Annotated in this window: 25 protein-coding genes; 12 read left to right on the forward strand and 13 right to left on the reverse strand. The window is 67.3% G+C overall.

Features of this window, described 5'->3' with window-relative positions; translation table 11 throughout:
- Genes G6N15_RS15295 through G6N15_RS15330 form a run of 8 tightly spaced genes read right to left on the reverse strand, consistent with a single transcriptional unit; the run spans window position 1 to window position 7,443 of the window.
- A complete protein-coding gene (locus G6N15_RS15295) occupies window positions 1-999 on the reverse strand; it encodes a DUF5914 domain-containing protein (protein ID WP_083088870.1) in 999 nt (332 codons plus the stop codon).
- Entirely contained in the window at window positions 999-2,519 is a 1,521-nt protein-coding gene (locus G6N15_RS15300; RefSeq protein WP_083088814.1) for an FAD-dependent oxidoreductase, read from the reverse strand. Before G6N15_RS15300 ends, G6N15_RS15295 begins: the two co-directional genes overlap by 1 nt.
- Complete coding sequence (locus G6N15_RS15305) at window positions 2,516-3,238, reverse strand: class I SAM-dependent methyltransferase (protein ID WP_083088815.1); 723 nt, start codon at window positions 3,236-3,238, stop codon at window positions 2,516-2,518. The genes G6N15_RS15300 and G6N15_RS15305 overlap by 4 nt, the downstream gene beginning before the upstream one ends.
- Window positions 3,225-3,530, reverse strand: coding sequence for a lycopene cyclase domain-containing protein (locus G6N15_RS15310; RefSeq protein WP_083088816.1), 306 nt, complete (start codon window positions 3,528-3,530; stop codon window positions 3,225-3,227). The genes G6N15_RS15305 and G6N15_RS15310 overlap by 14 nt, the downstream gene beginning before the upstream one ends.
- Window positions 3,527-3,850 carry a lycopene cyclase domain-containing protein gene (locus G6N15_RS15315; RefSeq protein ID WP_083088817.1) on the reverse strand — a complete coding sequence of 108 codons (324 nt, stop codon included), beginning with the start codon at window positions 3,848-3,850 and terminating at the stop codon, window positions 3,527-3,529. The genes G6N15_RS15310 and G6N15_RS15315 overlap by 4 nt, the downstream gene beginning before the upstream one ends.
- On the reverse strand, window positions 3,847-4,803 hold the full coding sequence (locus tag G6N15_RS15320) for a phytoene/squalene synthase family protein (protein ID WP_083088818.1): 957 nt from the start codon (window positions 4,801-4,803) through the stop codon (window positions 3,847-3,849). Before G6N15_RS15320 ends, G6N15_RS15315 begins: the two co-directional genes overlap by 4 nt.
- A complete protein-coding gene (gene crtI, locus G6N15_RS15325) occupies window positions 4,800-6,320 on the reverse strand; it encodes a phytoene desaturase family protein (protein ID WP_083088819.1) in 1,521 nt (506 codons plus the stop codon). Before crtI ends, G6N15_RS15320 begins: the two co-directional genes overlap by 4 nt.
- 28 nt (window positions 6,321-6,348) lie before the next feature.
- On the reverse strand, window positions 6,349-7,443 hold the full coding sequence (locus G6N15_RS15330; protein ID WP_083088820.1) for a polyprenyl synthetase family protein: 1,095 nt from the start codon (window positions 7,441-7,443) through the stop codon (window positions 6,349-6,351).
- 279 nt (window positions 7,444-7,722) lie between these two features.
- On the opposite strand from G6N15_RS15330, the gene G6N15_RS15335 reads away from it, so the two are divergent.
- Window positions 7,723-8,346: a TIGR03085 family metal-binding protein gene (locus G6N15_RS15335; protein WP_083088871.1), complete on the forward strand. Its 624-nt coding sequence runs from the start codon at window positions 7,723-7,725 to the stop codon at window positions 8,344-8,346.
- 35 nt (window positions 8,347-8,381) lie between these two features.
- Here the strand turns inward: G6N15_RS15335 and G6N15_RS15340 are convergent, their stop codons facing one another.
- From G6N15_RS15340 to G6N15_RS15350, 3 genes are all read right to left on the reverse strand, one after another.
- Window positions 8,382-9,605, reverse strand: coding sequence for a glycosyltransferase family 4 protein (locus tag G6N15_RS15340; RefSeq protein ID WP_083088874.1), 1,224 nt, complete (start codon window positions 9,603-9,605; stop codon window positions 8,382-8,384).
- A 94-nt stretch (window positions 9,606-9,699) separates the two neighbouring features.
- A complete protein-coding gene (locus G6N15_RS15345; protein ID WP_083088821.1) occupies window positions 9,700-11,277 on the reverse strand; it encodes a 1,4-alpha-glucan branching protein domain-containing protein in 1,578 nt (525 codons plus the stop codon).
- Complete coding sequence (locus tag G6N15_RS15350; protein ID WP_083088822.1) at window positions 11,274-12,071, reverse strand: class I SAM-dependent methyltransferase; 798 nt, start codon at window positions 12,069-12,071, stop codon at window positions 11,274-11,276. Before G6N15_RS15350 ends, G6N15_RS15345 begins: the two co-directional genes overlap by 4 nt.
- Before the next feature lie 237 nt (window positions 12,072-12,308).
- On the opposite strand from G6N15_RS15350, the gene G6N15_RS15355 reads away from it, so the two are divergent.
- From G6N15_RS15355 to mnmA, 4 genes are all read left to right on the forward strand, one after another.
- Window positions 12,309-13,109, forward strand: coding sequence for an electron transfer flavoprotein subunit beta/FixA family protein (locus G6N15_RS15355; RefSeq protein WP_083088823.1), 801 nt, complete (start codon window positions 12,309-12,311; stop codon window positions 13,107-13,109).
- A 34-nt stretch (window positions 13,110-13,143) separates the two neighbouring features.
- Window positions 13,144-14,100 (forward strand): electron transfer flavoprotein subunit alpha/FixB family protein, encoded by a 957-nt coding sequence (locus G6N15_RS15360; RefSeq protein WP_083088825.1) that lies wholly within the window; start codon window positions 13,144-13,146, stop codon window positions 14,098-14,100.
- A 74-nt stretch (window positions 14,101-14,174) separates the two neighbouring features.
- Complete coding sequence (locus G6N15_RS15365; protein ID WP_083088827.1) at window positions 14,175-15,353, forward strand: cysteine desulfurase family protein; 1,179 nt, start codon at window positions 14,175-14,177, stop codon at window positions 15,351-15,353.
- Window positions 15,350-16,423 (forward strand): tRNA 2-thiouridine(34) synthase MnmA, encoded by a 1,074-nt coding sequence (mnmA, locus tag G6N15_RS15370; protein WP_083088829.1) that lies wholly within the window; start codon window positions 15,350-15,352, stop codon window positions 16,421-16,423. Before G6N15_RS15365 ends, mnmA begins: the two co-directional genes overlap by 4 nt.
- 6 nt (window positions 16,424-16,429) lie before the next feature.
- On the opposite strand, the gene G6N15_RS15375 is transcribed toward mnmA, so the two are convergent.
- Window positions 16,430-17,056 (reverse strand): sensor domain-containing protein, encoded by a 627-nt coding sequence (locus G6N15_RS15375; RefSeq protein WP_083088832.1) that lies wholly within the window; start codon window positions 17,054-17,056, stop codon window positions 16,430-16,432.
- Between the two features lie 59 nt (window positions 17,057-17,115).
- Here G6N15_RS15375 and G6N15_RS15380 point away from each other — a divergent pair, with 59 nt between their 5' ends.
- A complete protein-coding gene (locus G6N15_RS15380) occupies window positions 17,116-18,132 on the forward strand; it encodes a uroporphyrinogen decarboxylase/cobalamine-independent methonine synthase family protein (protein WP_083088833.1) in 1,017 nt (338 codons plus the stop codon).
- 104 nt (window positions 18,133-18,236) lie between these two features.
- Complete coding sequence (ligA, locus tag G6N15_RS15385; protein ID WP_083088834.1) at window positions 18,237-20,321, forward strand: NAD-dependent DNA ligase LigA; 2,085 nt, start codon at window positions 18,237-18,239, stop codon at window positions 20,319-20,321.
- A gap of 7 nt (window positions 20,322-20,328) precedes the next feature.
- Here ligA and G6N15_RS15390 read toward each other — a convergent pair whose 3' ends face one another.
- Window positions 20,329-20,988 carry an ACT domain-containing protein gene (locus G6N15_RS15390; RefSeq protein WP_139797918.1) on the reverse strand — a complete coding sequence of 220 codons (660 nt, stop codon included), beginning with the start codon at window positions 20,986-20,988 and terminating at the stop codon, window positions 20,329-20,331.
- Window positions 20,989-21,095: 107 nt separating this feature from the next.
- Between G6N15_RS15390 and gatC the strand changes: the two genes are divergently transcribed.
- The 5 genes from gatC (at window position 21,096) to gatB (ending at window position 26,911) form a co-directional block, all read left to right on the forward strand.
- The gene (gatC, locus tag G6N15_RS15395; RefSeq protein ID WP_083088876.1) at window positions 21,096-21,395 is read left to right on the forward strand and encodes an Asp-tRNA(Asn)/Glu-tRNA(Gln) amidotransferase subunit GatC; all 300 of its coding nucleotides are present in this window, start codon (window positions 21,096-21,098) and stop codon (window positions 21,393-21,395) included.
- Entirely contained in the window at window positions 21,392-22,876 is a 1,485-nt protein-coding gene (gene gatA / locus G6N15_RS15400) for an Asp-tRNA(Asn)/Glu-tRNA(Gln) amidotransferase subunit GatA (RefSeq protein ID WP_083088836.1), read from the forward strand. Before gatC ends, gatA begins: the two co-directional genes overlap by 4 nt.
- Window positions 22,877-22,971: 95 nt before the next feature.
- The gene (locus G6N15_RS15405; RefSeq protein ID WP_083088837.1) at window positions 22,972-24,003 is read left to right on the forward strand and encodes an ATP-dependent 6-phosphofructokinase; all 1,032 of its coding nucleotides are present in this window, start codon (window positions 22,972-22,974) and stop codon (window positions 24,001-24,003) included.
- Between the two features lie 507 nt (window positions 24,004-24,510).
- Window positions 24,511-25,299 carry a MinD/ParA family ATP-binding protein gene (locus G6N15_RS15410; protein ID WP_232070246.1) on the forward strand — a complete coding sequence of 263 codons (789 nt, stop codon included), beginning with the start codon at window positions 24,511-24,513 and terminating at the stop codon, window positions 25,297-25,299.
- A gap of 91 nt (window positions 25,300-25,390) precedes the next feature.
- Complete coding sequence (gene gatB / locus G6N15_RS15415; RefSeq protein WP_083088839.1) at window positions 25,391-26,911, forward strand: Asp-tRNA(Asn)/Glu-tRNA(Gln) amidotransferase subunit GatB; 1,521 nt, start codon at window positions 25,391-25,393, stop codon at window positions 26,909-26,911.
- Window positions 26,912-26,932: the final 21 nt, after the last annotated feature.

Here is a 26,932-nt window from a genome sequence, read left to right on the forward strand (position 1 = left end):
CTAGGTTGCACCGGTACGCAGCCGGTAACGCCGCTCGGCATAAGCCAAGTCGTCGTGCCAGAGCCGGGCGGCGGCACGGCGCATCAGCCACGCGATCAGCGGGCCGGCCCGGCGTGCCTGCCGAAAGCCCTGACGGTCGGAGCGTGCGATCACCGCTTCGATCACTGCGGTGCGGGAACGGCCGGTGGCGTCGGAACCGATTGGGGTGGCGTGGGTTTCGACGACACTGCCTGTTCCTTCGCCGTCCACGATGCGCATGACGATGGTGCGTGCCTCTGGGCTGGTGAATTCGGCGACGGCCGGTACGCCCAGGCGGCCGATGCGGAACGTCACTGCGACCAGGAACTGGTCGGCCTCCTCGGTCGGAGTGGTCAGCACCTTCAGCTGGGTGAACGAATACGGGTGGTACCAGGAGCCATGCCATGGATCGAGCCGGTTGGCGATGACGTCTTGCGGCTCGCAGACACCGACCACCCGTGTGACGGCGTGCAGGACGTCGCCGCTGGGCCTAGCGGGAAGCACCGGCTGCTCCAGCGGCGCCTCGCCGCCCGCGTCGTCGAGACGCACCCACGACAGCACACCGTCGTCGTAACTCGGTAAGGTCTTCCAGCCGCATCGTTCTGCGTGGGGGTCCAGCGTCAGCCCGTGCCAGCGGCAGACCAACGCGCCCTCGCGCACTGTCGCGGTGGCCAGATCGGCGCCCAAGTGCGGACAGGCCCCCGGGCCGACATGCAGCCCGTCATCGTCTCCTCGCCAGGCGACCAGTTCGACGCCGGCGACGCGAGTTCCGAACGGACGGCCGTGGCGCACTTCTCGACTTGCTGCGAACGCATACCAGTTGCCGGTCGGCCGACTCTGGGATCGGTTCAGCGCGGCGTCGATGATCGCCGGTTGGGCGTCGCCGTATGTCGGGCGCTGCGCGGCCCACTCGGACTTCGGAAGGTGTTGCACGGGCCAGTCTTTGGGCCACCGCCGGCGCATGTGACCGCCGATGTTCATCAGCTCCACCGCCTTTCCCCAGTGGCCAGCCGGCCCAGCAGCGTCGAACGTCCCCGGTTGGGAACCGTGCACAGCGGGTGGCCGGCGAGTCCCCATTGCGTCAACAACTGGTTTGCGGCCGACCATCCGGTGGTGGCCGCGCGTTCCATCAGCGCGACCGGCAGGTCGATGCGGATGCCGTCGCCGGCCAGCACCAGGCCCGGGTGCGGTGTCGTCACGCCCGGCCGGTGAGCATGGGTACCCGGCGCGAACAGCGGACAATCGCTTCGGCTCAGCACCTTTCGCCAAACCACCTGTGCGCTCACGGTTTCCGGATAGATCGCGTGCAGCTGCCGCAGCATCTTGTTGTCGGACACCGTGGATTGCACGGCGTAGGAGTGCAGCTCCACAACCGAGCCGCGATGTTGTTGTGACCAGCGGGCCGCTTCGCGCTCGTAGCGTTCCAGCACGCTGATGTTGTCCAGCGGCTCATGGCCGGCGGTCCCCAAGAAGGCAGGCCGCTGCGAAGCGACCGGCCGGTCAAGCCACAGCCGCTGCACCACAAACGGCGGCGCGGTGCGCAGTCTGCGTATCCGTGCCCGCCACACGTCGTCGCCGAGTTCGGGTGACGCCGCGACGATCTGCTGCAGACCGGACACATCGGTGGCCAGCACGACGGCGTCGGCGTCGAGGTATTCCCCGGAATCGGTATACACCCGAAAGCGGTTCTCCTGGCGGCGGCCGACGCTGGTCACCTTGGTGCCCGGGCGAAATCCTGCACCCTGCTCTGAGAGGTAGCGCTGGAGCGGCGCCCACAGGGCGGTGTCGAAGTTCGCGTTGGCGACGTCGAAAATCAGGCCCTCGCTGGAGCCGAGGAAGTAGATATGAAACATCGTCGCCAACTCGGCGGCCGACAATTGACCCGGGTCGGCGAAGAAGCTGCGCGAGAACACCTCGAAGGCCAGATGGCGTGCCGCGTCAGGAAAGTTGATGGCCTTGAGGAACGTTTCGGCGTCGAGGTGGTCGAGCCGCCGATAGATCTCCGGCACCGACACCGCGGCCAGTGGTGCCGCCGCCCGTGCGTTGAGCCGGGCCAGATTCCGCAGCCGAAAAGTGGGGCTGCGCAACGCAAATGCGATCGCATTCCAGGGAGGCGTGCGGGGCAGTCCGCGAAAGCTGTCGCGGCGGCCGGCGCCGTCGATGAGCGGATAATCGTCAACTGCGGTGAGCATGGATAGCTGCGGGTCGATGCGGCGCAGCAGCGCCCGCAAGTTGTAGTACTGGCGGAAGAAGGCGTGAAATCCGCGGTTCATCGGCCAGTGTGCGCCGTCGTGCTGCTCGGTCCAGCCGCCGACCCGTCCGCCGAGGTAGTGCTCGCGTTCGACGATGTCCACCTGGATTCCGCGTTCGGCGAGCCCGGTAGCGGCGGCCAGCCCAGCGATGCCGGCGCCGACCACGACAGCGCGTGGCCGGGCCGGCAGCGCGTCAGCACTGGTCAATCCGGGCGGCGCCGGATGAATCTGGCGACGGTGATCGGTCATTGCGCATACCCGAGGAAAGTGTGCACGATGTTGGTTTCCCAGCCGGGCATCGTTTCGCTGTGCACCGCGGTGAAGCCCGCGTCAATTAGCCTGTCGCGGAACCGAGATGCGCCATCGAAGCCCAAAACGCTGCGCCATAGATAGCGGTACAGCGCCGTGTGGCGGGTACGCCACCAGCCGGCGGGGATGATGATGCCCCAGCACACCGCATGCCATACCCACGTAGCGCGCTGGGAGTCACGCACCGAGTACTCGTGGACCGCCAAGGTGCCGCCAGCTCGCAGCAGCGTGCGGAAGGCCCGAAGTTGACTATCCGGGTCGGCCAGGTTGCGCACGAGGTATGCCGCGAAAATCGCGTCGAACGGTCCAGTGATGCCGTGTTCGGCAAGTTCTTCGACCGGCGCGTGCACGAAGCGCACGGACGGCGGCCACTGTTTCGCCCGCGCCGCGTCGAGCATGCCTTGTGACGCGTCGACCGCGACAATGTCGGCGTGCGGGGCGACGGTCAGCAGTGCTTCCGTCGATGCCCCGGTGCCGCATCCGGCGTCGAGGAGCCGTAGCCCTCGGCCGCGGTCGGGCAGCCGCAACCGTCGTGCTGAAAGGCGAAGGTGAGCATGGTATTCGGGATTGGCGTCGACGAGCCGGTCGTAGGCTGCGGCGCCCGCGTCGAACGCGGCCGGCACGTCGGCGGGGGAAAGGCGGGTGTTACCGGCGCGCACGTTGACGCTCCCAGAGCAGCAGCACGGCGGTGACGAGGGCGAAGCCGAACAGGAAATCTTCGATCGGGATGTCGAACGGGAATCGCAGGCTGGTGATGTGGCGGTCGTCGTACATGACGATCGGAGCACGAAGTTTGGTCAACCATCCGTCGACCAGGATCTGAAATCCAAAGACGATCAGCATCGACAACCAGTAGGCGCTGCGGCGGAAGATTCCGGTGTGCAGCACGGCGAATTCGAGCGTGCACACGGCGAGCACCGCGAGGACGGCGGGCGCGGTATAGCCGATCATCGCCGGTTGACCCGGTCCAGGATGGCGCTTACCGCGTTGTAGGTCAGCAGCGCGCACAGCGGAATGACGATGAAGAACAGCACCTCCTCGATCGGCACATGCACGGGGACGAAGGCGCCGAGGACGTACGTGGGATTGTACGTCCACACGTGCGCGGCCACTGCCGCCTCGTCCCACAGTAAAAACACTGCGGCGACGGGTAGCACCGCGCGGGCGACCCGACCTGGTTGGCGGTACACGCCGGGGCCGAACAGCTCCAGCGGCGCCGTGATCGCCAGACATGCGGCAAGGACGAGTAGGTATTGCCACCGATCCATCAGGAGCTGCCTGGTGGGTTAGCGCCGGCTGGTCGCAGGGCGCGAGCTTGCCACGAATGGATCAGGCCGGCGCCGGCGACCCGCAGCCGACGGGCAGTGCCGACGGTGGCGCGTCGGCTGAACACCGCGAAGTCGCTGGCCTCGATGCGGTCCAGAATCTCCGAGTACAGCGTCAATGCGGTTGCCACACAAGGTCGCGAGCGTGGCGCAAGCAACGCGACGCCGTCGGCCGCGTAGCGGTAGATCTGTCGAGTACGGTGGTGCTGGTCGGCTAGGGCGCGGCGTACCCGGGGATCGGTGCGGCGGTGGCGGTGACACCACATCAGCACCTCACGGTCGACGCCGTAGGCGGCCAGCTCGTCGGCGGGCAGGTAAACCCGTTGGCGCACAAGGTCTTCGTCGATGTCGCGCAGAAAATTGGTGAGCTGGAAAGCTGTGCCGAGCGCGGCCGCGTATGGTGCGGCCTCATCAGCCGGGACGACGGTGCCCAGGATCGGAAGTAGCTGCAGGCCAATCGCTTCCGCTGAGCCTTTGATGTAGCGGTTGAGTGCGGTGCGGTTGGGATAGTCGGTGACGGTCAGATCCATCCGCATCGAGGTCAAAAAGTCGTCGAACAGTTCAGAAGCGATGCCGTAGCGACGTGCGGTGTGGCTGACCGCAGCCAGCACCGGATGGTTTAGGTGATCGCCTCCGGTGAAGAGCTCGTCGCACAAGCCCTGCAGCCGCTGGGCCCGCGTGCTGGTGTCCAGGCCGGGGTCGAGGTCGTCGAGAATGTCGTCGGCGTAGCGGGCAAAGCCGTACAACGCGTGCACCGCCGGACGTTGATCCGGGGCCAGCAGCCGAGTGGCCAGAAAGAAAGTGCGGCCGTGTTCGGCGTTGATTTCGCGGCAGCGTCGGTATGCCTCGCGCAGCCGCGCATCACCGATACCGGCGGCATCCAGTTCGGCGCGGATCATCGCAGCGCGGCTTTCGTGATGACGCGTCGCGTCGAGTGTCCGACCGTGCCGGTGATGCGGTCGGCGGCCAGGCGCCCGGAGATCAAGGCGGTTGGCACACCAACGCCGGGGACCGTGGAGGACCCGGCCAGCACCGCATTGTCGACGCCCCGCACGACATTGGCCGGCCGGAACGGCCCGGTCTGGGAGAACGTGTGGGACAACGCAAACGGTGTTCCGGCGGCCATACCTTGACGCGCCCAATCAGCGGGGGTGACGGCGTGCAGCACATGCGCGCCGTCACACAGGCCGGGAAGCAGCCGGTCTTCCACGAGGTTGACGACGTATTGGGCGTACTCCTCACCGATGCTGGACCAGTCGATGTTGGAGTGGGTGAGATTTGGCGCCGGTGCCAGGACGTAGAACAGATCGTGACCGGCCGGAGCCAGGCTCGAGTCGCTGGCGGTGGGCCTGGTGACTAGCAGCGACGGGTCCTGCATCAGTCGACCGTCACGGACGATGTCATCGAATGTCTGCTCCCACGCGTCGCCGAACACGATGCTGTGATGCGCCGCTTCCGAATGCCTGCGCGGACAGCCCACGTGGACGACGACCGCCGACGGCGCGGGCCGCAGGTTTCCCAGGCGGCGCGGCCGATGGCCTAGCAGTGCATATGTTTGGGGCAGCTCAGTGGTCAGAACGACTGCATCGCAGTCGATCTCATGGCCCCGGTCAGTGCGGACGGCCACGACGCGGCAGTCGGTGCGTTCGAGTTCGGTGACCGTGGCACCGTAGTGGAATCGCACCCCGGCGTCGGTGGCCGCGGCGGCCAAGGCATCCGGTAGGGCCCGCATCCCGCCGCGCGGAAAGAAAACCCCGGCAACGGTATCCATGTAGGCGATGACCGCGTAGACCGCAAGAGCATGCTGCGGCGCGACACCGGCGTAGAGCGACTGGAAGGTGAACACCCGCCGCAACCGCGCATCGCTGATGTAACGCTTGACCATGGTGTCCCACTTGCGGAATCCGCCGATTGCGGCCAGCCGCGCCAGCTGCGGGGTAAGCAGCGAAAGGGGCGAGTCGAAGTTTCGGGCGATGAATCCGTCGAATTCGGTGCGGTACAGCCGGATCAGCCAGTCTCGCAGCCGGCGGTAGCCCGCTGCCTGCGTGCCGTCAGCGAATTCCGTTATGGCCGCGGCCATGTGCTCGGGATCGCTGTGCACGTCGAGGCTGCTGCCGTCGGCGAACACCGCACGGTAGGCCGGATCGAGCGGGAGCAGCTCTAGTCGCGCCGAGATGTCTTCGCCGACGGCGCCGAATGTGTCGTCGATGAGGTCGGGCATCGTCAGCACCGTGGGTCCGGTGTCGAGCCGATAGCCGTCAACATCGAGCCGGCCCGCGCGGCCCCCGGGCCAGGATTCGCGCTCGACCACGGTGACTTCACGACCGCGACCGGCGAGGTGCAGCGCGGCCGAAAGCCCCGCAAATCCCGCGCCGATCACGACCACCCGATCGCTGCGTCCGGCGACGGTGCGCATCAGCGAGCGGCTTTCGGCCGCGAACGGCTCATTGGCTGCGCTCCGTGCACTCGACGGCCATGTTGTCCAGGGCGTGGTGAACCGATTCGTCGATGTCCATGTCGCCCAGTTCTTTTCGGGCGGATTCCACCCGGCTCGTGATCATCTCCTCGACCCATTGCACCGCACCCGTCGCCACGATCAATGCCCGCCAGTGGTCGAGCGCGCTGTCGTCGATGTCGTCGCTGTTCATCAGTTCGGTGAGTTGACGACGGGTCGGTGCGTCGGCCAGTTGGTGTGCGGCCATCACAACGCTGGTCGGCTTGCGTTCGATGAGATCGCCACCGCTTGGCTTGCCTGTCGTTGACGTCAACCCGAAGACGCCAAGCACGTCGTCGCGCAACTGAAAGGCTTCACCCACCGCTGCGCCGTATCGGCCAAGCGCTGACATCGTGCGATCACCGCAGCCGGCCATTGCGGCGCCGATCTCCAACGGCCGCCGCACCGTGTAGTTGCCCGACTTGCGTCGCGCGACATCCAGGACGGCGTGCATGGTCGGCAAATCCCTGGCGTCGCTCGCCAAGTCGGCGAACTGGCCGAGCGCCAGCTCGGTGCGCATGGCGTCGTAGCGCGGCCAAGCCTGCTGCAGGCGGCGTGGCGCCACGCCGCTCTCGCGCAGCATCTGTTCCGCCCAGATCAGGCACAGGTCGCCAAGCAGAATTGCCGCCGATTCGCCGAACCGCTTCGACGATCCGGATAACCCGCTGTCGCGGTGCCACCCGCTGAACTGGATGTGCGCCGCGGGACGGCCTCTCCGCGTCGCCGATGCATCCATGACATCGTCTTGCAGCAGCGCGAACGCGTGCAGCAGTTCGAGACTGGCAGCGGCGCGCAGCGCCGGGTCGCTGCCGAACCTTCCGGCCAACCACCCCAGGTACATGAACGTGGAGCGCAGGCACTTGCCACCGGACACGAACTGGGTCAGTATGTCGCCCGCCACGTCGACGCCTGCCTCGTCCAGCTCCACGCACCGCTCAGCGACGAAATCGGCAACGTGGGTCAGCACGGCTTGGCGCACGCCGTTTCGCCACGCGCCGAAGCTGCCCGGGTCCGGCCAGCATCGTTCCGTCAGCGCTGCCGGCATGCGTTCCCGTGCAGGCGACAATTCGTAAACCTCGCCCACCGGCGCCCCTCTCCTCGGTTTGGACTGCTGCCGGCCCGAACGGCTCGAAGTCACGCTGAGTACCCCGCGGTTGCGACGCCAAACACACTGGTCCTGTGTCGAGACGCCAGGTCGGCGAGGCACGGCAGTGCGGTAGCTCCGACAGCAATACTCGTTCAGTAGTTTAACCTTTAACTTACTGAAAGATACTAGCTGTGGCTAGTGGGCGCAGCCAACTCGCGATTCACCTATCGTGAGGCCATGAACGCTGCTCAGCGCGAGCGCTCCGCGCTCGTCGACACCTTGCGAGCCGTCGGGCCCGACGCGCCGACCCTCTGCGCCGGTTGGACGGCCCGCGACCTGGCTGCTCACTTGGTGGTGAGGGAACGGCGTCTGGATGCGACCGCCGGGATCGCGCTGCCGATGCTCGCCGACTACACCGCCAAGGTGCAGGCGAAGACGGCGCAGTCGCACTCCTGGGAGGAGCTCGTCGAGATGGTGTCGTCCGGTCCGCCGCTGTATTCACCGTTCAAGCTGCTGGATCCGGTGGTCAACGTCGGCGAGATGTTCATCCATCACGAGGACGTCCGCCGCGCCGTTGACGGCTGGCAGCCACGCGCGCTGGATCAATCGATCGTCGCAGCGCTTCGCCGGCCGCTGGGCTTGATGAGCCGGATGACGCTCGGCAAAGCGCCCGCGCAGGTCCACCTTCGGACACCTGACGGGAAACGCATCGGCCGTGTCGGGCGTGGTGAGGTGGTGACGGTGACCGGCGAACCGCCGGAGCTGCTGTTGTTCGTCGCCGGCCGCGACGCCGCCCGCGTCGAGTTCGGCGGAAATCCCGACACCGTGACTGCCGTCGGGGCGGCGCGGCGGGGCCTGTAGTCGCTACTGCGCCGTGCGCGCCCGGCGCTCCCGATCTAACGATCCGGCAGCGCGTGTTCGATGATAGGAACCCGCGAAAGTGGTTGGCGCTCACGGCGTTTGGCAGCCAGGTAGACCTGCGCGGTTTCGTCGGCCACGGTGCCCCAATCGAAATCCGAGGTGAGCCGATCGCGGGCGGCTCGGGCGCGTCGCTGGGCGGCATCGGGGTCGTCGAGCGCCGTGCAAACGGCGGCGGCCAGGCGGGCGACGTCGCGCGGCGGGCACGACAGCCCGGTCTGTCCGTCGATCACCGCTTCGCCCAGGCCGCCGATGTTCGAGGTGACCAGGGGGATGCCGGCCGCGGCGGCCTCCAGCGCCGCGAGCCCGAACGGCTCGTAGTGGCTGGGCAGCACGGCGACGTCGGCGCGGTGCAGCACCTGGAGCAGCTCGTCGTGATCGAGCCGCCCGGCGAAGGTGGTCGCCTTGAGCACTCGGTGTTTGCGGGCCTGCTCGACCAGCCAATCCTGCTGTGTGCCATCACCGGCGATGGTCAACGTGGTGCCCGGATGGGTGCGCCGGATCCGCGGCAACGCGGCGATGAGGTCGTGCACGCCTTTCTCGTATTCCAGCCGGCCGACATACAGCAGTTCAGGCGGCCCGGTGCGCGGGCGCCGCGGCGCGAACGGCCAGCGATCGGCATGAATTCCGTTGGGAATGACCGCGATCTCGGCCAGGCCAGGTCCGAACAGCTCAGTGATCTCGTCGCGCATTGACGCCGAACAGGTGATCAGCGAATCGGATTCGCGCACCAGCCAGGACTCGATCGCATGCACCTGGCGGCTGATCGCGCCGGACACCCATCCGGAATGCCGACCCGCCTCTGTCGCGTGGATGGTGGAAACCATTGGCACGTCGTAGAATTCGGCTAATGCGACGGCTGGGTGGGCCACCAGCCAGTCGTGCGCGTGCACGACATCGGGGGTGAAGTCCAGAGACAGTCCGGCGCGAACCATGGCATGGCCCATAGCCAGTGTCCAGGCCATCATGTCGGTGCTGAAGCTGAACTCGTGCGGATCCTGCGCGGCCGCGACGACTCGGACGCCCTCGCTGATGTCGTCGGACGAGGGATGCGTGCTCGGGTCGGTGCCGGTGGGACGGCGCGACAACACCACAACGTCGTGGCCCGCGGCGGCCAGCGCGGTCGACAGGTGATGGACGTGCCGGCCGAGCCCGCCGATCACCACCGGCGGGTATTCCCACGACACCATGAGGACCCTCATGCGGACGCCCACTTCCGCTGCGAGCGTGCGCAAAATGCCGCCCACGACGGCGTGTCGGCGTACAGACACGCACGCTCGCGCCGCAAAACGGGCGTCATCGCGGTAGCCTTCGCGCGTCGAGCGCCCCGAACAGCCCGTCGGCGCGGTTCCAGCCGTCGGCCAGCCGCTGGGCAACCTCGCGCCGGCCGGACGCCAGGGCGCCGGCGATCTCGCGGGTGGCGTGCGCGTGCAGGTGGGCCCGGTAGCGGGCGTAGTCGGCCGCGGAGTCTTTGCTCACCATGAACGGCCAGTCGCTGGACACGGTCAGAAGGGTTTCCCGCAGGATCTGGTCGGCGATGTGATCGCGCGGGGTGGGGCCGTCCAGTGGCGCCGTCTGGGCCAGGGCCTTGTCCACAGTGGAGAGCGCGGTGTCGACCACTTCGGCGTTGAGCTGCACCAGGTCGGCCACCTTGTCGCCGGCCCACACCTGCCAGTCTTTGCCGGAACCCCAAGAGCTGGGCGGTAATTCGACCGCCGAGCCGACGAAGCCGTCGGCGATCGCGTCTGAGAGCGTGCCGACGCGCACACCGGCCGCCGGCAATGCCCGCAGCACCCGCTGCAGCCACACCGGCCCCTCGTACCACCAGTGGCCGAACAGTTCGGTGTCGAAGGCGGCGATGACGTGCGCCGGCCGGCCGATGCGCTCGGATTCGTCGATCAGTCGGCGGCGAACCACGTCGACGAAGTCGGCGACATGGGTGTCGACCGTGCGGTCGGCGCGCTCCGGATTGTAGGGCGCCTTGGCGTCCGAGGACACGTTGCGGCCTGTTACCCGTGCGGGCTTCAAGCCGGTGAGGTGGTCATAAGTGTGGAAGTCGCGGTAGGCGGCATGGCCGGGATAGCCGGATTTCGGCGACCACACCCGGTAGCTGACCTGCAGGTCGCGGCCGAACGCGACCACGTCGGTGTCACCGACCGGGCGCCCCAGCGCGGTGTCGCCGCGCAGCGACGGCCCGTCGACCATGAAATGCGTCACTCCGGCCGCCGCGTAGTCGTGTTCCATGCCTGGGGCATAAGCGCATTCGGGGGCCCAGATCCCCGCGGGCGGGTGGGCCAGTCGTTGCCCCGCGTCCGCCAACCCTTCGCGTAACGCGAATTCGCGCAGCCGGGGATGCAGCAGCGGCTGGAATGGGTGCGCCAGCGGACCGCCGAGCAATTCCACCGTGCCGGCGTCGATCAGGGCGCGCAGCAGCGGGCTGCCGCCATGGCGCCACAGAGTCGCGAAGTCGTCGAGCGCCTGGTCAGCATCGATGGACTCACGAATCCCGAAGGCACGCAACGCCTTCGGCGAACAGGCTGTCACCGGCCCTGCTGACGCACCCGGCCTCAGGCTGGCAGCCTCGGCCGCGCGCAGCCGCCAGTTCGCCAGCCAGTGGTACATGCCGTCCAGGCAGTACGGGTCGTCAAGCTGGGCGGTCACCACCGGCGTCATCCCCAGCGTGATCAGCCGGTGCCGGTCCTCCTCGGCCAGTGCGCGCAGCACCCGCAGCAGCGGCAGATAGGCCGCCGACCAGGATTGGTAGAGCCATTCCTCGCCGACCGGCCAGCGCCCGTGGTGAGCCAGCCACGGCAGATGAGTGTGCAACACCAGGGTGAACAGACCCGGCACCGGGGCAGAAGCTCGCTCGCTCACGCGCGCACCGCAATCGCGACCAAGTCGAGGCTGTCGTCGATATCCCGGTCGCCCGCCTCGACGATCTCGAAGTCAGCCGTGGTGACCGCGGCGACGTCGGCCAGCAGCTCAGCAGGCCATGGCGCGTCGGCCACCGCACGCGCGATCTGCGCGTCGATGATCGACCCGCCGTGCCGAGCATCCATTTCCTGCAGGCGCGGCCCGTGGAAGACGCCGCTCATCGTCACCCCGGAAAATCCGTTGTCAACGAGCAATTGCGTAAGCTCGCCGGCGTTGAGCTCGCGGGTGTGAAACGGGTTGATCGGGGTGTCGCGGCCCGGCGAGAACGTGATCCGATTCGGTGTGGACACCATCAGCGCCCCCGCAGGACGCAGGACTCGGGCGCACTCGCGCAGAAACTGTGGCTGATCCCACAGATGCTCGATGACCTGAAAGCTGACCACCGCGTCCACCGAACCGTCGGCCAGTGGCAGCTCGGTCAGGTTGGCATGCACCGCCTCCACCCCGGTGTAGCGGGCGCGGACGTGCGCTACCGCGGCGTGGTCGTAGTCGACTGCGATGACGCGGCGCGCCGCGCGGGCAATCAGGTCGGCGCCGTAGCCTTCGCCGCAGCCCGCCTCAAGCACCTCGAGGCCCGCGCACCCCTGCGCCAGCCGCTGGTAGACAACCTCGTGGCGGCGGAACCAGTAGTTCTCCTCCTTGAGGCCGGGCACGGTGCGCTCGCCGGTCAGCACCAACGCGGCGTCGGCCGGGGGCGGCGAGTCGACGCCGGCGGGATTCTTGATGGCGTTCATTGGAAGGCAGGCTATCCTGAAGCGCCCGATCGACGAATGGTTCACCTCCAGACAGACGTGGGAACACCCCCTCGGCAACAGGGGAGGAGCCGGGCAGTGGGTCTATCACCACCCGCTATGGTGTGAGAGCGAAACCGCACAAAAGTTACCGGCTAGTAACTTGCGGCTGCGCACACACGTATCCGAGTCTTGCCGCCGCCGGCTGCAGGACTCCTTCGAGGAGGACGAACCACAGTCATGACGAACATCGTGGTCCTGATCAAGCAGGTCCCAGACACTTGGTCGGAACGCAAGCTCCGCGACGACGATTACACCTTGGACCGCGAGTCGGCCGACGCCGTGCTGGACGAAATCAACGAGCGTGCTGTCGAAGAGGCGCTGTTGATCCGCGAAAAGGAAGCCGCCGACGGCGTCGAAGGCTCGGTGACGGTCCTGACCGCCGGCCCGGAGCGGGCCACCGAGGCCATTCGCAAGGCCCTGTCGATGGGCGCCGACAAGGCCGTGCACTTGCTCGACGACGGCATGCGCGGCTCGGATGTCATCCAGACCGGGTGGGCGCTGGCTCGCGCGCTGGGCACCATCGAAGGCACCGAACTGGTCATCGCCGGTAACGAGTCGACCGATGGCGCGGGGGGCGCGGTGCCGGCGATCATCGCCGAGTACCTCGGCCTGCCGCAGCTGACCCACTTGCGGAAAGTGACGGTCGAGGGCGGCAAGATCATCGGCGAGCGCGAGACCGACGACGGCGTGTTCACCCTCGAGGCGTCACTGCCCGCGGTCATCAGCGTGAATGAGAAGATCAACGAGCCCCGGTTCCCGTCCTTCAAGGGCATCATGGCCGCCAAGAAGAAAGAAGTCACCACGCTGACGCTGGCCGAGATCGGGGTTGAGCCCGACGAAGTTGGCCTGGCCAACGCCGGTTCGAAGGTGCTGGCCTCGAACCCCAAGCCGCCCAAGACCGCCGGTGAGAAGGTCACCGACGAAGGCGACGGCGGCACCAAGATCGCCGAGTACCTGGTCGGCCAAAAACTCATCTGACGACCCCTACACCGAAAGACACGGAAAACAAGCCATGGCTGAAGTACTGGTGCTCGTCGAGCACGCTGAAGGCGCGCTGAAGAAAGTCACCGCCGAACTGTTGACCGCCGCCCGCCGGCTGGGCGAACCCGCCGCCGTAGTGGTCGGCACACCCGGCACGGCCGAGCCGCTGATCGACGGGCTCAAGGCTGCCGGTGCCGAGAAGATCTACGTCGCAGAGTCCGACGTCGTCGACCAGTACCTGATCACTCCCCAGGTCGACGTGCTGGCCAATCTCGCCGAATCGTCCTCACCGGCGGCAGTGATTCTGGCCGCCAGCGCCGACGGCAAAGAGATCGCGGGCCGGTTGGCCGCGCGGATCGGCTCGGGACTGCTGGTCGACCTCGTCGATGTCCAGTCCGGCGGCAAGTTCGTGCACTCCATCTTCGGTGGCGCGTTCACCGTCGAGGCCGAAGCCACCGGCGACACCCCGGTGATCACCGTGCGAGCCGGTGCTATCGACGCTGAACCGGCCGAAGGTGCGGGTGAACAGGTCACCGTCGAGGTGCCCGAGCCCGCGGAAAATGCCGCCAAAGTCACCGCCCGCCAACCCGCTGTCGCCGGCGACCGCCCGGAGCTCACCGAGGCGAGCATCGTGGTGTCCGGTGGACGTGGGGTCGGCAGCGCGGAGAACTTCCGCGTGGTCGAAGAGCTGGCCGACTCGCTGGGTGCTGCCGTCGGCGCCTCGCGCGCGGCCGTCGACTCCGGCTACTACCCGGGCCAGTTCCAGGTGGGCCAGACCGGAAAGACGGTGTCGCCGCAGCTCTACATCGCGTTGGGGATCTCCGGGGCGATCCAGCACCGCGCCGGCATGCAGACCTCCAAGACCATCGTCGCGGTCAACAAGGACGAAGAAGCCCCGATCTTCGAGATCGCGGACTACGGCGTCGTCGGCGACCTGTTCAAGGTGGCCCCGCAACTCACCGAAGCGATCAAGGCCCGCAAGGGCTGACCGATTCGCTGCGGCCCCGCACCCCGCGTGCGGGGCCGTTGGCGTCTGGCGCCCGCCGGTATCCTGGGCGGGTCATGGTGTACCTAGATCACGCCGCCACCACCCCGATGTATCCCGCAGCCATCGAGGCGATGACGGCTGTCCTGGGCACCGTCGGTAACGCTTCGTCGCTGCACACCACCGGCCGCGCGGCGCGCCGCCGGATGGAGGAGTCGCGCGAGTTGATCGCCGACAAGCTGGGCGCGCGTCCCTCGGAGGTGATCTTCACCGCGGGCGGCACCGAAAGCGACAACCTTGCCGTCAAGGGCATTTACTGGGCGCGCCGCGACGCTGCGCCGCGCCATCGCCGCATCGTCGCCACCGCGGTGGAGCATCACGCAGTGCTCGACGCGGTGACCTGGCTGGCCGAACACGAAGGCGCCGAAGTGACGTGGCTGCCCACCAACTCGGATGGGTCGGTGTCGCCGGCCGCGCTGCGCGACGCACTCGACGGGTACGACGACGTGGCGCTGGTGTCGGTGATGTGGGCCAACAACGAGGTCGGCACCGTCATGCCGATCGCCGAACTAGCAGCCATCGCAGCCGAATTCGACGTGCCGATGCACAGTGACGCGATCCAGGCGGTGGGCCAGCTGCCGGTCGACTTCGCCGCCAGCGGTCTGTCGGCAATGAGTGTGGCGGCACACAAGTTCGGTGGTCCGCCTGGTGTCGGCGCGTTGCTGTTGCGCCGCGACGTCAGCTGCGTGCCGCTGACGCACGGTGGCGGCCAAGAGCGCGACATCCGTTCTGGCACACCGGACGTCGCGGGCGCCGTTGCGATGGCGGCGGCGGCGCAGATCGCGGTCGACGGGCTGGAGGCCAACAGCGCGCGGCTTCGCTCTCTGAGGGACCGGCTGATCGACGGTGTCCTCGCGTCGGTTCCCGACGCCCACCTCAACGGTGCACGAGAGCCGCGGTTGCCGGGCAACACACACTTCACATTTGACGGTTGCGAGGGCGACGCGCTGCTGATGTTGTTGGACGCCAACGGAATCGAATGCTCGACCGGCTCCGCGTGTACCGCAGGAGTCGCACAGCCGTCGCACGTGCTGCTGGCGATGGGTGCCGATGCTGTCAGTGCCCGCAGCTCGCTGCGACTGTCGCTGGGGCACACCAGCGTCGAAGCCGACGTCGACGCGGCGCTGCAGGTGCTGCCCGGTGCGGTGGCGCGCGCTCGGCAGGCCGCGCTGGCCGCCGCGGGGGTGTCGCGATGAAAGTTCTCGCCGCGATGAGCGGCGGCGTCGACTCGTCGGTGGCCGCTGCCCGGATGGTGGATGCGGGCCACGACGTGGTCGGTGTGCATCTCGCGCTGTCGAGCGCACCCGGAACGCTGCGCACCGGCTCGCGAGGGTGCTGTTCCAAGGAGGACGCCGGCGATGCCCGGCGAGTCGCCGACGTGCTGGGAATCCCGTTCTACGTATGGGATTTCGCGGAGAAGTTCGCCGAAGACGTGATCGACGACTTCGTGTCGTCCTATGCCCGCGGAGAAACCCCGAACCCCTGCGTGCGCTGCAATCAGCGGATCAAGTTCTCGGCGCTTTCGGCGCGGGCGTTGGCGTTGGGTTTCGATGCCGTGGCCACCGGCCACTACGCCCGGCTCTCCCAGGGGCGGCTGCGCCGGGCGGTCGACCGGGACAAGGACCAGTCCTACGTGTTGGCCGTGCTCACCGCCGACCAGCTGCGCCACGCGGCGTTCCCCGTCGGCGACACGCCGAAGCCACAGATTCGAGCGGAGGCCGCCCGCCGCGGCCTGGGGGTCGCGGAAAAGCCCGACAGCCATGACATCTGCTTCATTCCGTCGGGCGACACCCGGGCTTTTCTCGGCGAGCGTATCGGGGTCCGGCGCGGCAGCGTCGTCGACGCGCGCGGTACGGTGCTGGCCGAACACGAGGGTGTGCACGGGTTCACGATCGGGCAGCGCAAAGGTCTGGGCATCGCCGGCCCCGGCCCGGACGGTCGACCTCGCTACGTGACCGCGATCGACGCGGCGACCGCAACCGTGCGGGTGGGTGAGGCCGCCGACCTGGACGTGTGGACGCTGACCGGGCGCGAACCGGTGTTCACCAGCGGAACAGTGCCGCGCGAACCCGTCGAGTGTGCGGTTCAGGTCCGTGCCCACGGCGAAACTGTCTCCGCCACAGCGGAATTGAAGGGTGACACGCTCGTGGTTGCGCTGCACGATCCGTTGCGGGGCGTCGCCTGCGGGCAGATGCTGGTGCTGTATCGCCCGGACCCCGAGGGCGACGAGGTGATCGGCAGCGCCACCATCGCCGGCACCTCGTAGTTGTTGCTAGCTGGGCACTTTGGCCGTGATGTTGGTCATCACGATGCCGGGTACCGACTCGGGAAAACCGCAGAAGGTCACTTCCACCAGAACCACTGACTTGACCCGGTAATCGCGCCCGCAGGCACCCGGCCTGGTGTGCAACGAATCGTCCTCGGCGTTCCAGTCGCCGACCAACAGCCACCCCGCCGAAGTGTCCGCGCAGTGCTCCACAGTGGTGACCAGGGTGTGGAAGCTGCGGCGTGCGGTGTCGACGTCGCGATATCCGGCCGCGCCTTCGGAGATCAGCGCGCCTTTCGGCGGGTACTGGAACGTCGTCTTGTGAAACTGCTCGATATCTGTGCCGAACGTCGCGGTGTCGGCGTAGAAGAAGCGGCATTGCGGCGGAGCTGATTGAGCCAGCGAGTCCAAATCCACCGGTTGGCTGGCGTCCATGGTCGGGATGATGGTGAGGTCGTCCCCGGTGCCGGTGATCGCGCGCATCCGCGACTGATCCAGCAGCACTTCGTCGACGTCGATGCCCGAGAGGGCGCCAAGGTGTCCGAACGCCGGTACCGCTGTGCCGCCTACCACACGGGTGCAGGCTGCGGCCAACAGCGCCACGCAACACCACACCAGCAGCGGTCGCGACATAGCTCTTCGGGTCCTTCCCTGGATCGAGCGTAGTCGCGGCGCGCCAGTACGGTTGTCCGATGAGTGTTTTCGCGACGGCTACCGGCAACGGCTCGTGGCCGGGCGACTCACCGCGTCAAGCTGCCGAGGTCGTCGTCGGTGAACTGGCGGACGCGTTGGCCCACCTTGTCGAGCTGCCGGCCCGCGGAGTGGGTGCCGACATGATCGGGCGTGCGGGCGCGGTGCTGATCGACGTAGCCATCGACACGGTGCCGCGCGGTTACCGCATCGCCGCTCGGCCCGGCGCGGTGATGCGCAGGGCGGCCAGCCTGCTCGCCGAGGACATCGACGCACTGGAAGAGGCGTGGGAGAAGGCGGGACTGCGTGGCAGCGGCCGCCCGGTCAAAGTGCAGGCCCCCGGGCCGGTCACGCTGGCTGCGGAACTGGAGCTTGCCAATGGACACCGGGCGATCACCGACCACGGTGCCGTGCGCGATCTCGCCGCGTCCCTGGCCGAGGGCGTCGCTACACATCGCGCGGAGGTATCCCGCCGGCTCGACACCCCTGTCGTGGTGCAGTTCGACGAGCCGTCGCTACCGGCGGCGCTGGCCGGCCAGCTGACCGGCGTGACTGCGCTGACTCCGGTGGATCCGATCGATGAGGCACTGGCCATCGCATCGTTGGACACTTGTGTCGCCGCCGCCGGCGCTGACGTGCTGCTGCATAGTTGTGCGTGGTCATTGCCGTGGAAGACGTTGCATGCCAGCGGTTTTCATGCCGTGTCGATTGACGCCAGGATCGCACAGCACACCGCGGAACTCGACGGTATCGCGGAATTCATCGAATCGGGGCGCAGCGTGATGCTCGGCGTCGTGCCTGCCACCACACCGGCGCAGCGGCCGTCGGTAGAAGAAACCGCCGCCGCCACCGTCGCGATCACCGACCGGCTCGCTTTTGCCCGCTCGCAACTGCGTGACCGCATCGGCATCACCCCGGCATGTGGTCTGGCCGAAGCCACCCCGGAATGGGCCCGCACCGCCATCGCCCTGGCCAGGCGGACCGCCGAGGCGTTCGCCGAAGACCCCGACGCCATCTAGGCCGACGGCGTTGTCGCGTCGGTGGGACGCCGCGATCGACCGGCTGCGGGCATACGTCAAACAGTGACGGCGCTCTCGTCGGAGGCCTCCGATAGCCTGCCAAGGTGAGCTCGGCAGAGGCTGATTCGGTCGCACCGGAGGTTCGGCGGCAGTGGCAGGAACTGGCCGACGAAGTCCGCGAACACCAGTTCCGCTACTACGTGCGCGACGCGCCGATCATCTCCGATGCTGAGTTCGACAAACTGTTCGGCCAGCTCGTCGCGCTCGAAGACCGATACCCCGAGCTGCGCAAACCCGATTCGCCCACCCAGCTCGTCGGTGGTGCGGGTTTTGCCACCGACTTCATGCCGGCCGAACATCTCGAGCGGATGCTCAGCTTGGACAACGCGTTCAGCGAGGAGGAACTCGCCGCCTGGGCCGCCCGGATCCGCGCTGAAGTCGGCGACGAGGCGCACTACCTGTGCGAACTCAAGATCGACGGGGTGGCGCTGTCGCTGGTGTACCGCGGCGGCCGGCTCACTCGGGCGGCCACTCGCGGAGACGGCCGCACCGGTGAGGACGTCACGCTGAACGCCCGCACGATCGACGACGTGCCCGAGCGACTCACGGCCAGCGACGACTTCCCGATACCGGCGGTGCTCGAGGTGCGCGGCGAGGTGTTTTTCCGGCTGGCCGACTTCGAGGCGCTCAACGCCGCTTTGGTCGCCGACGGCAAATCGCCGTTCGCCAACCCGCGCAACAGCGCTGCGGGATCGCTTCGGCAAAAGGATCCGGCGGTGACCGCACGCCGCAAGTTGCGGATGATCTGTCACGGGGTAGGGCACACCGAAGGGTTCCGCCCGGCCACCTTGCACGAGGCGTACCTGGCGTTGGCTGCCTGGGGTCTGCCGGTTTCCGAGCACACCAAACGCGTCGATGATTTGGCCGGCGTGCAGCAGCAGATCGGGTACTGGGGTGAGCACCGCCACGACGTCGACCACGAAATCGACGGTATCGTCGTCAAAGTCGACGAGGTCGCCCTGCAGCGCAGGCTGGGTTCGACATCGCGGGCGCCGCGGTGGGCGATCGCCTACAAATATCCGCCCGAGGAGGCGCAGACCAAACTGCTGGACATCCGGGTCAATGTCGGTCGCACCGGGCGGGTTACGCCGTTCGCGTTCATGACACCGGTCAAGGTCGCCGGCTCCACCGTCGGGCTGGCCACCCTGCACAACGCTTCGGAAGTCAAACGCAAGGGCGTGCTGATCGGCGACACCGTGGTGATCCGCAAGGCCGGGGACGTGATCCCCGAGGTGCTGGGTCCCGTCGTCGACCTGCGCGACGGCTCGGAACGCGAATTCGTCATGCCCACAACGTGTCCCGAGTGCGGCACCACGCTGGCGCCGGCCAAGGAGGGCGACGCCGACATCCGTTGTCCCAATGCTCGATCGTGCCCGGCGCAGTTGCGGGAGCGCGTTTTTCACGTCGCCAGCCGCGGAGCACTGGACATCGAGGGGCTGGGATACGAGGCCGGTGTCGCGCTGCTGCAGGCGAAGGTCATCGCAGACGAGGGCGATCTGTTCAGCCTCACCGAAGACGACCTGTTGCGCACGGAGCTTTTCCGGACGAAAGCCGGTGCGCTCTCGGCCAACGGCAAGAGGCTGTTGGCCAACCTGCACGAGGCGAAATCCCGGCCGCTGTGGCGGGTGCTGGTGGCGCTGTCGATCCGCCACGTGGGGCCGACGGCGGCACGGGCGCTGGCTACCGAGTTCGGCAGCCTCGACGCGATCATGTCGGCGTCGACCGAGCAGTTGGCGGCGGTGGAGGGCGTCGGGCCCACAATCGCCGCCGCAGTCACCGAGTGGTTCACCGTCGACTGGCATCGCGCGATCGTCGAGAAGTGGCGGGCGGCGGGCGTGCGGATGGCCGACGAGCGCGACACCAGCGTGCCGCGCACGTTGGAGGGGCTGACCATCGTGGTTACCGGATCGCTGACCGGCTTCTCGCGCGACGACGCCAAGGAGGCCATCGTGGCCCGCGGCGGCAAGGCGGCCGGTTCGGTGTCGAAGAAAACCGACTACGTGGTCGCTGGTGATTCGCCCGGCTCGAAACACGACAAGGCCGTCGAGCTGGGTGTGCCGATTCTCGACGAGGACGGGTTCCGCAAGCTTCTGGCCAAGGGGCCGGCCGGTGTTTCAGCCGCGCAGTAGCCCTCGTTCAGCGCAGCATCGTCGCGACGATGCCGGCCAGATACCCCAGCCGCGCCACCTCCGACGGACGGAAAGCCGGTCCACCGGGCCGGCCCAGCATCACCGCGGTGTGTGGGTCGCCCAGGGGCGCCGCCACCAACGTGGTGTCCATATCGCGCCAGGCCTTCGGCACCCAGTCGTCAGCGCCGTCCAGCGCCTCGGCGCGCTGGATCGGCAGCCACGGCGCCGACTCCACCTTCGTTTCGGGTGCACCCGGACTGCCGACCATCACGTCCAGCCCGGTGCCGGTCTTGCACACCACCGTGCACCAGCCCACCCGCAGCACTCGCGGGGCTTCGTCGGCCAGCACCTTCAGCCGGGAATCGTTGTCGCCGGCCGCGGCGATGTGGTCGAGGAGCTCGAGCTCGCGGTGAGCTTCCAGTAGCCCGGTATGCGGCCGCAGGCTGTCGACCCGAATGCCCTTGAGCGCTTCGGCCGCGGTGATCAAGGTGTCGGGCATCGCCCCGGGCGGCAGCTCGACCACCAGGTCGTCGATCGCATACCCGGATACCCGGTCCACCACGTCGAGCGACAAAATGTCGGCTCCGACCGAGCCGAGCGCCACGGCCAGAGAACCGAGGCTGCCCGGTCGGTCCACCAACTGGACACGCAGCAGATACGACGGCACGCGCACACTGTGACACAGCGATGCGCCGATGGCATTTCGGCCGGGCTGCCGTCGGCTGTGTGACGGCCGCCCCGAGCTGACGACTAGGCTTTTCGGTCGTGTCCCAGATCTCCCGCATCTCCCGTCAGGAGGTCGCGCACCTGGCTCGGCTGGCCCGCCTGGCGTTGACCGACGCGGAGTTGGACAGCTACGCCAGCCAACTCGACGCCATCTTGACCCACGTCAGCGTGATCCAGGCCGTCGACGTCACCGGCGTCGAAGCGACCGACAACCCACTCAAAGACGTCAACGTCACCCGGCCCGACGAGATCACCCCGTGCCTGACCCAGCAGGAAGCGCTTGCCCAGGCGCCAGAGGCGGTCGAAGGCCGGTTCGCTGTGCCGAAGATCCTCGGCGAGCCGCAATGACGGACATCATCCGGCTGGACGCGGCGGCGCTGGCCGCCAAGATCGCCGCCAAGGAACTGTCGTCCACTGAGCTGACCCAGGCTTGCCTGGACCAAATCGAGGCAACCAACGACCGCTACAACACCTTTCTGCATGTGGCGGCCGATGAAGCGTTGGTCGCGGCGGCCGCCGTCGATAACGCACTGGCCGCGGGCGAGCCGCTGCCGTCGCCGCTGGCCGGCGTGCCGCTGGCGCTCAAGGACGTGTTCACCACCGCTGACATGCCCACCACCTGCGGATCCAAGATCCTCGAGGGCTGGCAATCGCCGTACGACGCCACCCTCACCATCCGGCTGCGTGCGGCCGGCATCCCGATCCTGGGCAAGACCAACATGGACGAGTTCGCGATGGGCTCGTCGACCGAGAACTCCGCCTACGGCCCCACCCGCAACCCGTGGGACGTCGAGCGGGTGCCCGGCGGCTCGGGCGGTGGTACGGCGGCGGCTCTGGCCGCGTTCCAGGCGCCGCTGGGCATCGGAACCGACACCGGCGGCTCCATCCGCCAGCCCGCCGCGCTGACCGCCACAGTCGGCGTCAAACCCACCTACGGAACGGTGTCGCGCTACGGGCTGGTGGCCTGCGCGTCGTCGTTGGATCAGGGCGGCCCGTGCGCGCGCACGGTGGTGGACACCGCGCTGCTGCACCAGGTGATCGCCGGGCATGACGCCAAAGACTCCACCTCCGTCGACGCGCCGGTGCCCGACGTGGTCGGGGCCGCCAAGGCGGGCGTCGACGGCGATCTGCGCGGTGTGCGCATCGGCGTTGTCCGCCAGCTACACAGCGGCGAGGGTTACCAGACCGGTGTGCTGGCATCGTTCAACGCCGCCGTCGAGCAGTTGACCGCACTCGGCGCCGAGGTGAGCGAAGTCGATTGTCCGCACTTCGATTACGCGCTGGCCGCCTACTATTTGATCCTGCCCTCGGAGGTGTCCAGCAACCTGGCTCGCTTCGACGCCATGCGCTATGGGCTGCGCGTCGGCGACGACGGCACGCACAGCGCCGAGGAGGTGATGGCCCTGACTCGGGCCGCCGGATTCGGTCCAGAAGTCAAGCGGCGCATCATGATTGGCACCTACGCGCTGTCCGCCGGATACTACGACGCGTATTACAACCAGGCGCAGAAAGTGCGCACCTTGATCGCCCGAGATCTCGACGAGGCGTACAAAACCGTCGACGTGCTGGTGTCGCCGACGACACCGACGACCGCGTTCCGGCTCGGGGAGAAGGTCGACGATCCGCTGGCGATGTACTTGTTCGACCTGTGCACGCTGCCGCTGAACCTGGCCGGCCACTGCGGCATGTCGGTGCCGTCCGGGCTGTCGCCGGACGACAACCTTCCGGTCGGGCTGCAGATCATGGCGCCCGCACTGGCCGACGATCGGCTCTACCGGGTGGGCGCGGCGTACGAGGCAGCACGCGGACCGCTGCCGTCGGCCGTCTAGCGCGAGCAGTCGCAAAAGTGCCCTGAAGCCGGGCATTTTGGGTGACTTTGCGTCTGCTCGCGCCACTGAAGCGATCCACCCGGCAAGATGAGGACATGCGGATCGGGATTCTCACCGGGGGTGGCGACTGCCCGGGGCTCAACGCCGTCATCCGGGCGGTGGTGCGCACCTGCGACGCCCGCTACGGCTCGACGGTGGTCGGCTTTCAGGACGGTTGGCGCGGGCTGTTGGAGAACCGGCGCATCCAGTTGCACAACGACGACCGCAACGACCGGCTGCTGACCAAGGGCGGAACGATGCTGGGCACCGCCCGTGTGCATCCCGACAAGCTGCGGGCCGGGTTGAACCAGATCATGCAGACCCTCGACGACAACGGCATCGACGTGCTGATCCCGATCGGCGGTGAAGGGACCTTGACGGCGGCGCACTGGCTGTCCGAGGAGAACGTTCCGGTCGTCGGGGTGCCGAAGACGATCGACAACGACATCGATTGCACTGACGTGACTTTCGGGCATGACACCGCGTTGACGGTCGCCACCGAGGCCATCGACCGGTTGCACAGCACCGCCGAATCGCACCAGCGGGTCATGCTGGTGGAGGTGATGGGCCGGCACGCCGGCTGGATCGCATTGAATGCGGGCTTGGCATCCGGTGCTCACATGACGTTGATTCCCGAACAGCCCTTCGACGTCGAAGAGGTGTGCCGGCTGGTCAAGCGACGCTTCCAGCGAGGTGACTCACATTTCATCTGCGTGGTCGCCGAGGGCGCCAAACCGGTTCCCGGATCGATGAATCTGCGGGAAGGCGGTATCGACGAGTTCGGGCATGAACGGTTCACCGGTGTGGCCGCGCAGCTGGCGAGTGAGGTGGAGAAACGTATCAACAAGGACGTGCGGGTGACGGTGCTCGGGCATGTCCAACGCGGTGGCACACCGACCGCCTTCGACCGGGTGCTGGCCACCAGGTTCGGGGTCAACGCGGCCGACGCCGCACATATCGGCGAGTACGGGATGATGGTGTCCCTGCGCGGCCAGGACATCGGCCGCGTGCCGTTGGCGGATGCGGTGCGCCAGCTCAAGCTTGTACCAGAGAGCCGCTACGACGACGCCGCCGCCTTCTTCGGGTAACGCGACCCGGTCAGCGGCCAAACGATTACGCGACCGTAGGCTGCTGTTCACCCGTATTCCATACATGTTTCATGCAATTTGCTGCGTCAAACGAGTAGCCGAGCAATCAAAACGGGTGTTACCGTCGGAAATATGAATAACCGCGGTCCGTATCGCGGTGTCATTCACCAGGGGGTGCCCTCGGCGCAGCCGTCGGGGCAGCCCGGCACGCGCCGATTCACCCGCGGGCGACCGCGGACAGCCAGCCCCGACAACGCCCAGCGGGCCTACGGCCGAGATGCACCGCCCGGTCCACCGCAGCCGGACCAGGCACTACCCGAAGCATCCACGGTCCCGGCGGCTCCTACGCCTGCGCCGGTTGAGCAGGAGCCGCAGTTAGGGTGGGACACCCTCGACCGGCTGGAACAGTTGGAGAAAATCCCGACTGACAGCATGTGGCGAAATGTGCTTTCCGGAATCTCCCGACTTAGCGTTCGTCCCGACGCTCGGCGGAAATACGAAACGAGTTTGCGCGATCGCGTCTGCGTCCCCGTTGGCAGCGAATTTCCTATCGCGGTACTGGGCCTTAAAGGCGGCGTCGGAAAAACGGCGGTGGTTGAGGCGCTTGGCTCGACATTCGCGCAGCTGCGCGACGACCGGGTGATTGCGGTGGATCTCGCCGGCGGTGACCTCGCCGGCCGGCATGGCCGCCGAAATCGGCTGAGCCTGCTCGACCTCGTCGCCGGAGCAGCGGCGGCGCGTTATATCGACAGGCGAACGCATACATGTCGGAACAGTTCGGGCCTGGAACTGCTCGGTCTTCCGGACTATGCCAACACCGATTGGCTGATGAGCCGCGACGACTTCGCCAAAGCGTTTTCCATTCTGCGCAGCCATTATTCGGTGATGTTGATCGATTGCGGCAGCGCACTGAAGTCCAGCATGATGGAGGCGGTGCTCTCGGAGTCACGGGCCCTGGTAGTGGTAACGAGCGCATCGATCGACGCCGTCCGGAAGACGAAGACGACATTGAAGTGGTTGCGCCGCAATGGATACCGGAACCTGATTGAATCAGCGGTGCTCGTGATAAACCGCACCGAAAAAGGCAGACCAAACAGGCTGGCAGCCAAGGAACTTGAGGGGTTGGCGCAGCGGTTCCCGCCGGACCGTGTCGTGACCTTGCCATTCGATCGTCATGTGCATCAGGGCAAGGAGATCACTCTGAAGCAGTTGAGCAAGCGGAGTAGGCGTCGCTACCTGGAGATGGCGGCTGCGCTGGCGGACATGTTCCCCAGTCGCGGAACGTCGCCTGCGTAACAACGCGATTGAGTGACGGCTGTCACCACTAGCAGCCCCGACGGAGCGTGCGAATGGCGCCGACGAAGGCGCCCCAACTACGATCTAGCTCATGACGGTTGCTGCGAAGGTCACCCGGGCTGAGCTGCTCGATTACGACGACGTGATCGCGCGCTACGAGCCCGTGCTGGGCCTGGAGGTACACGTCGAGCTGTCCACCGCCACCAAGATGTTCTGCGGGTGCCCCACCGCATTCGGCGCCGAACCCAACACTCAGGTGTGCCCGGTGTGTCTGGGGCTGCCGGGCTCGCTGCCGGTGCTCAACCAGGCTGCGGTGGAGTCGGCGATCAGGATCGGGCTGGCGCTCAACTGCGAGATCGTGCCGTGGTGCCGGTTCGCGCGGAAGAACTACTTCTATCCCGACATGCCGAAGAACTACCAGATCTCGCAGTACGACGAACCGATCGCGGTCAACGGCTACCTGGATGTGCCACTGGAGGACGGCACCAGCTGGCGGGTCGGCATCGAGCGCGCCCACATGGAGGAAGACACCGGCAAGCTGACCCACTTGGGCAGCGAGACCGGCCGCATCGAGGGGGCGACGACGTCGCTGATCGACTACAACCGCTCCGGTGTGCCGCTGATCGAAATCGTCACCAAACCGATCGAGGAAACTGGCGCCAGGGCGCCCGAGATCGCCCGAGCCTATGTGACGGCGCTCCGAGACTTGTTGCGTACCTTAGGTGTTTCCGATGTTCGGATGGACCAGGGTTCGATGCGCTGCGATGCCAACGTGTCGTTGAAGCCGGTCGGTGCCATCGAGTTCGGCACCCGCACCGAGACCAAGAACGTCAACTCGCTCAAGAGCGTCGAAGTCGCGGTCCGCTACGAAATGCAGCGCCAGGGCGCTGTTCTGGAATCCGGTCGCCGGGTCATCCAGGAAACCCGGCACTTCCACGAAGACGGCTACACCAGCCCCGGCCGCACCAAGGAGACCGCCGAGGATTACCGCTATTTCCCCGAACCCGACTTGGAGCCGGTGGCGCCCAGCGCTGAACTCGTCGAGCAGTTGCGCGAAACCATCCCCGAGTATCCATGGTTGCGGCGCAAGCGGATTCAGCAGGAGTGGGGGGTTTCCGACGAGGTGATGCGTGATCTGGTCAACGCCGGCGCCGTCGACCTGGTTATCGCGACCGTCGAGCAGGGCGCGCCCAGCGAGCAAGCCCGGGCCTGGTGGGGAAACTTTTTAGTGCAGAAGGCCAATGAGTCCGGCGTCCAGCTCGACGAACTTCCGATCACCCCGAGACAGGTCGCGGCCGTCATCGCGCTCGTCGGCGAGGGCAAGCTGTCGGTCAAGCTGGCTCGCCAGGTCGTCGAGGGGGTACTGGCAGGCGAGGGTGAGCCCGAACAGGTGATGAACGCTCGCGGCCTGGCGGTGGTGCGCGACGACTCGCTGATTCAGGCAGCGGTCGACGAAGCGCTGGCCGCGAACCCCGACATCGTCGAGAAGATCCGCGGCGGCAAAGTACAGGCAGCCGGCGCAATCGTGGGTGCGGTCATGAAGGCCACCAAGGGCCAAGCCGACGCCGCACGGGTCCGCGAGCTCGTCCTCGCCGCCTGCGGGCAAACCTGACGGCGCCGATCACCCGCCGGG

Source organism: Mycobacterium noviomagense, from assembly GCF_010731635.1.
GTDB lineage: Bacteria > Actinomycetota > Actinomycetes > Mycobacteriales > Mycobacteriaceae > Mycobacterium > Mycobacterium noviomagense.

Excerpts from the sequence above, each read along its gene's own strand:
- G6N15_RS15295 (WP_083088870.1), bottom strand. The coding sequence starts at position 999 with ATGAACATCGGCGGTCACATGCGCCGGCGGTGGCCCAAAGACTGGCCC.
- G6N15_RS15300 (WP_083088814.1), bottom strand. The coding sequence starts at position 2,519 with ATGACCGATCACCGTCGCCAGATTCATCCGGCGCCGCCCGGATTGACC.
- G6N15_RS15310 (WP_083088816.1), bottom strand. The coding sequence starts at position 3,530 with ATGATCGGCTATACCGCGCCCGCCGTCCTCGCGGTGCTCGCCGTGTGC.
- G6N15_RS15320 (WP_083088818.1), bottom strand. The coding sequence starts at position 4,803 with ATGATCCGCGCCGAACTGGATGCCGCCGGTATCGGTGATGCGCGGCTG.
- crtI (WP_083088819.1), bottom strand. The coding sequence starts at position 6,320 with ATGCGCACCGTCGCCGGACGCAGCGATCGGGTGGTCGTGATCGGCGCG.
- G6N15_RS15330 (WP_083088820.1), bottom strand. The coding sequence starts at position 7,443 with ATGCCGGCAGCGCTGACGGAACGATGCTGGCCGGACCCGGGCAGCTTC.
- G6N15_RS15335 (WP_083088871.1), top strand. The coding sequence starts at position 7,723 with ATGAACGCTGCTCAGCGCGAGCGCTCCGCGCTCGTCGACACCTTGCGA.
- G6N15_RS15340 (WP_083088874.1), bottom strand. The coding sequence starts at position 9,605 with ATGAGGGTCCTCATGGTGTCGTGGGAATACCCGCCGGTGGTGATCGGC.
- G6N15_RS15350 (WP_083088822.1), bottom strand. The coding sequence starts at position 12,071 with ATGAACGCCATCAAGAATCCCGCCGGCGTCGACTCGCCGCCCCCGGCC.
- G6N15_RS15355 (WP_083088823.1), top strand. The coding sequence starts at position 12,309 with ATGACGAACATCGTGGTCCTGATCAAGCAGGTCCCAGACACTTGGTCG.
- G6N15_RS15360 (WP_083088825.1), top strand. The coding sequence starts at position 13,144 with ATGGCTGAAGTACTGGTGCTCGTCGAGCACGCTGAAGGCGCGCTGAAG.
- G6N15_RS15365 (WP_083088827.1), top strand. The coding sequence starts at position 14,175 with ATGGTGTACCTAGATCACGCCGCCACCACCCCGATGTATCCCGCAGCC.
- mnmA (WP_083088829.1), top strand. The coding sequence starts at position 15,350 with ATGAAAGTTCTCGCCGCGATGAGCGGCGGCGTCGACTCGTCGGTGGCC.
- G6N15_RS15375 (WP_083088832.1), bottom strand. The coding sequence starts at position 17,056 with ATGTCGCGACCGCTGCTGGTGTGGTGTTGCGTGGCGCTGTTGGCCGCA.
- G6N15_RS15380 (WP_083088833.1), top strand. The coding sequence starts at position 17,116 with ATGAGTGTTTTCGCGACGGCTACCGGCAACGGCTCGTGGCCGGGCGAC.
- gatA (WP_083088836.1), top strand. The coding sequence starts at position 21,392 with ATGACGGACATCATCCGGCTGGACGCGGCGGCGCTGGCCGCCAAGATC.
- G6N15_RS15405 (WP_083088837.1), top strand. The coding sequence starts at position 22,972 with ATGCGGATCGGGATTCTCACCGGGGGTGGCGACTGCCCGGGGCTCAAC.
- gatB (WP_083088839.1), top strand. The coding sequence starts at position 25,391 with ATGACGGTTGCTGCGAAGGTCACCCGGGCTGAGCTGCTCGATTACGAC.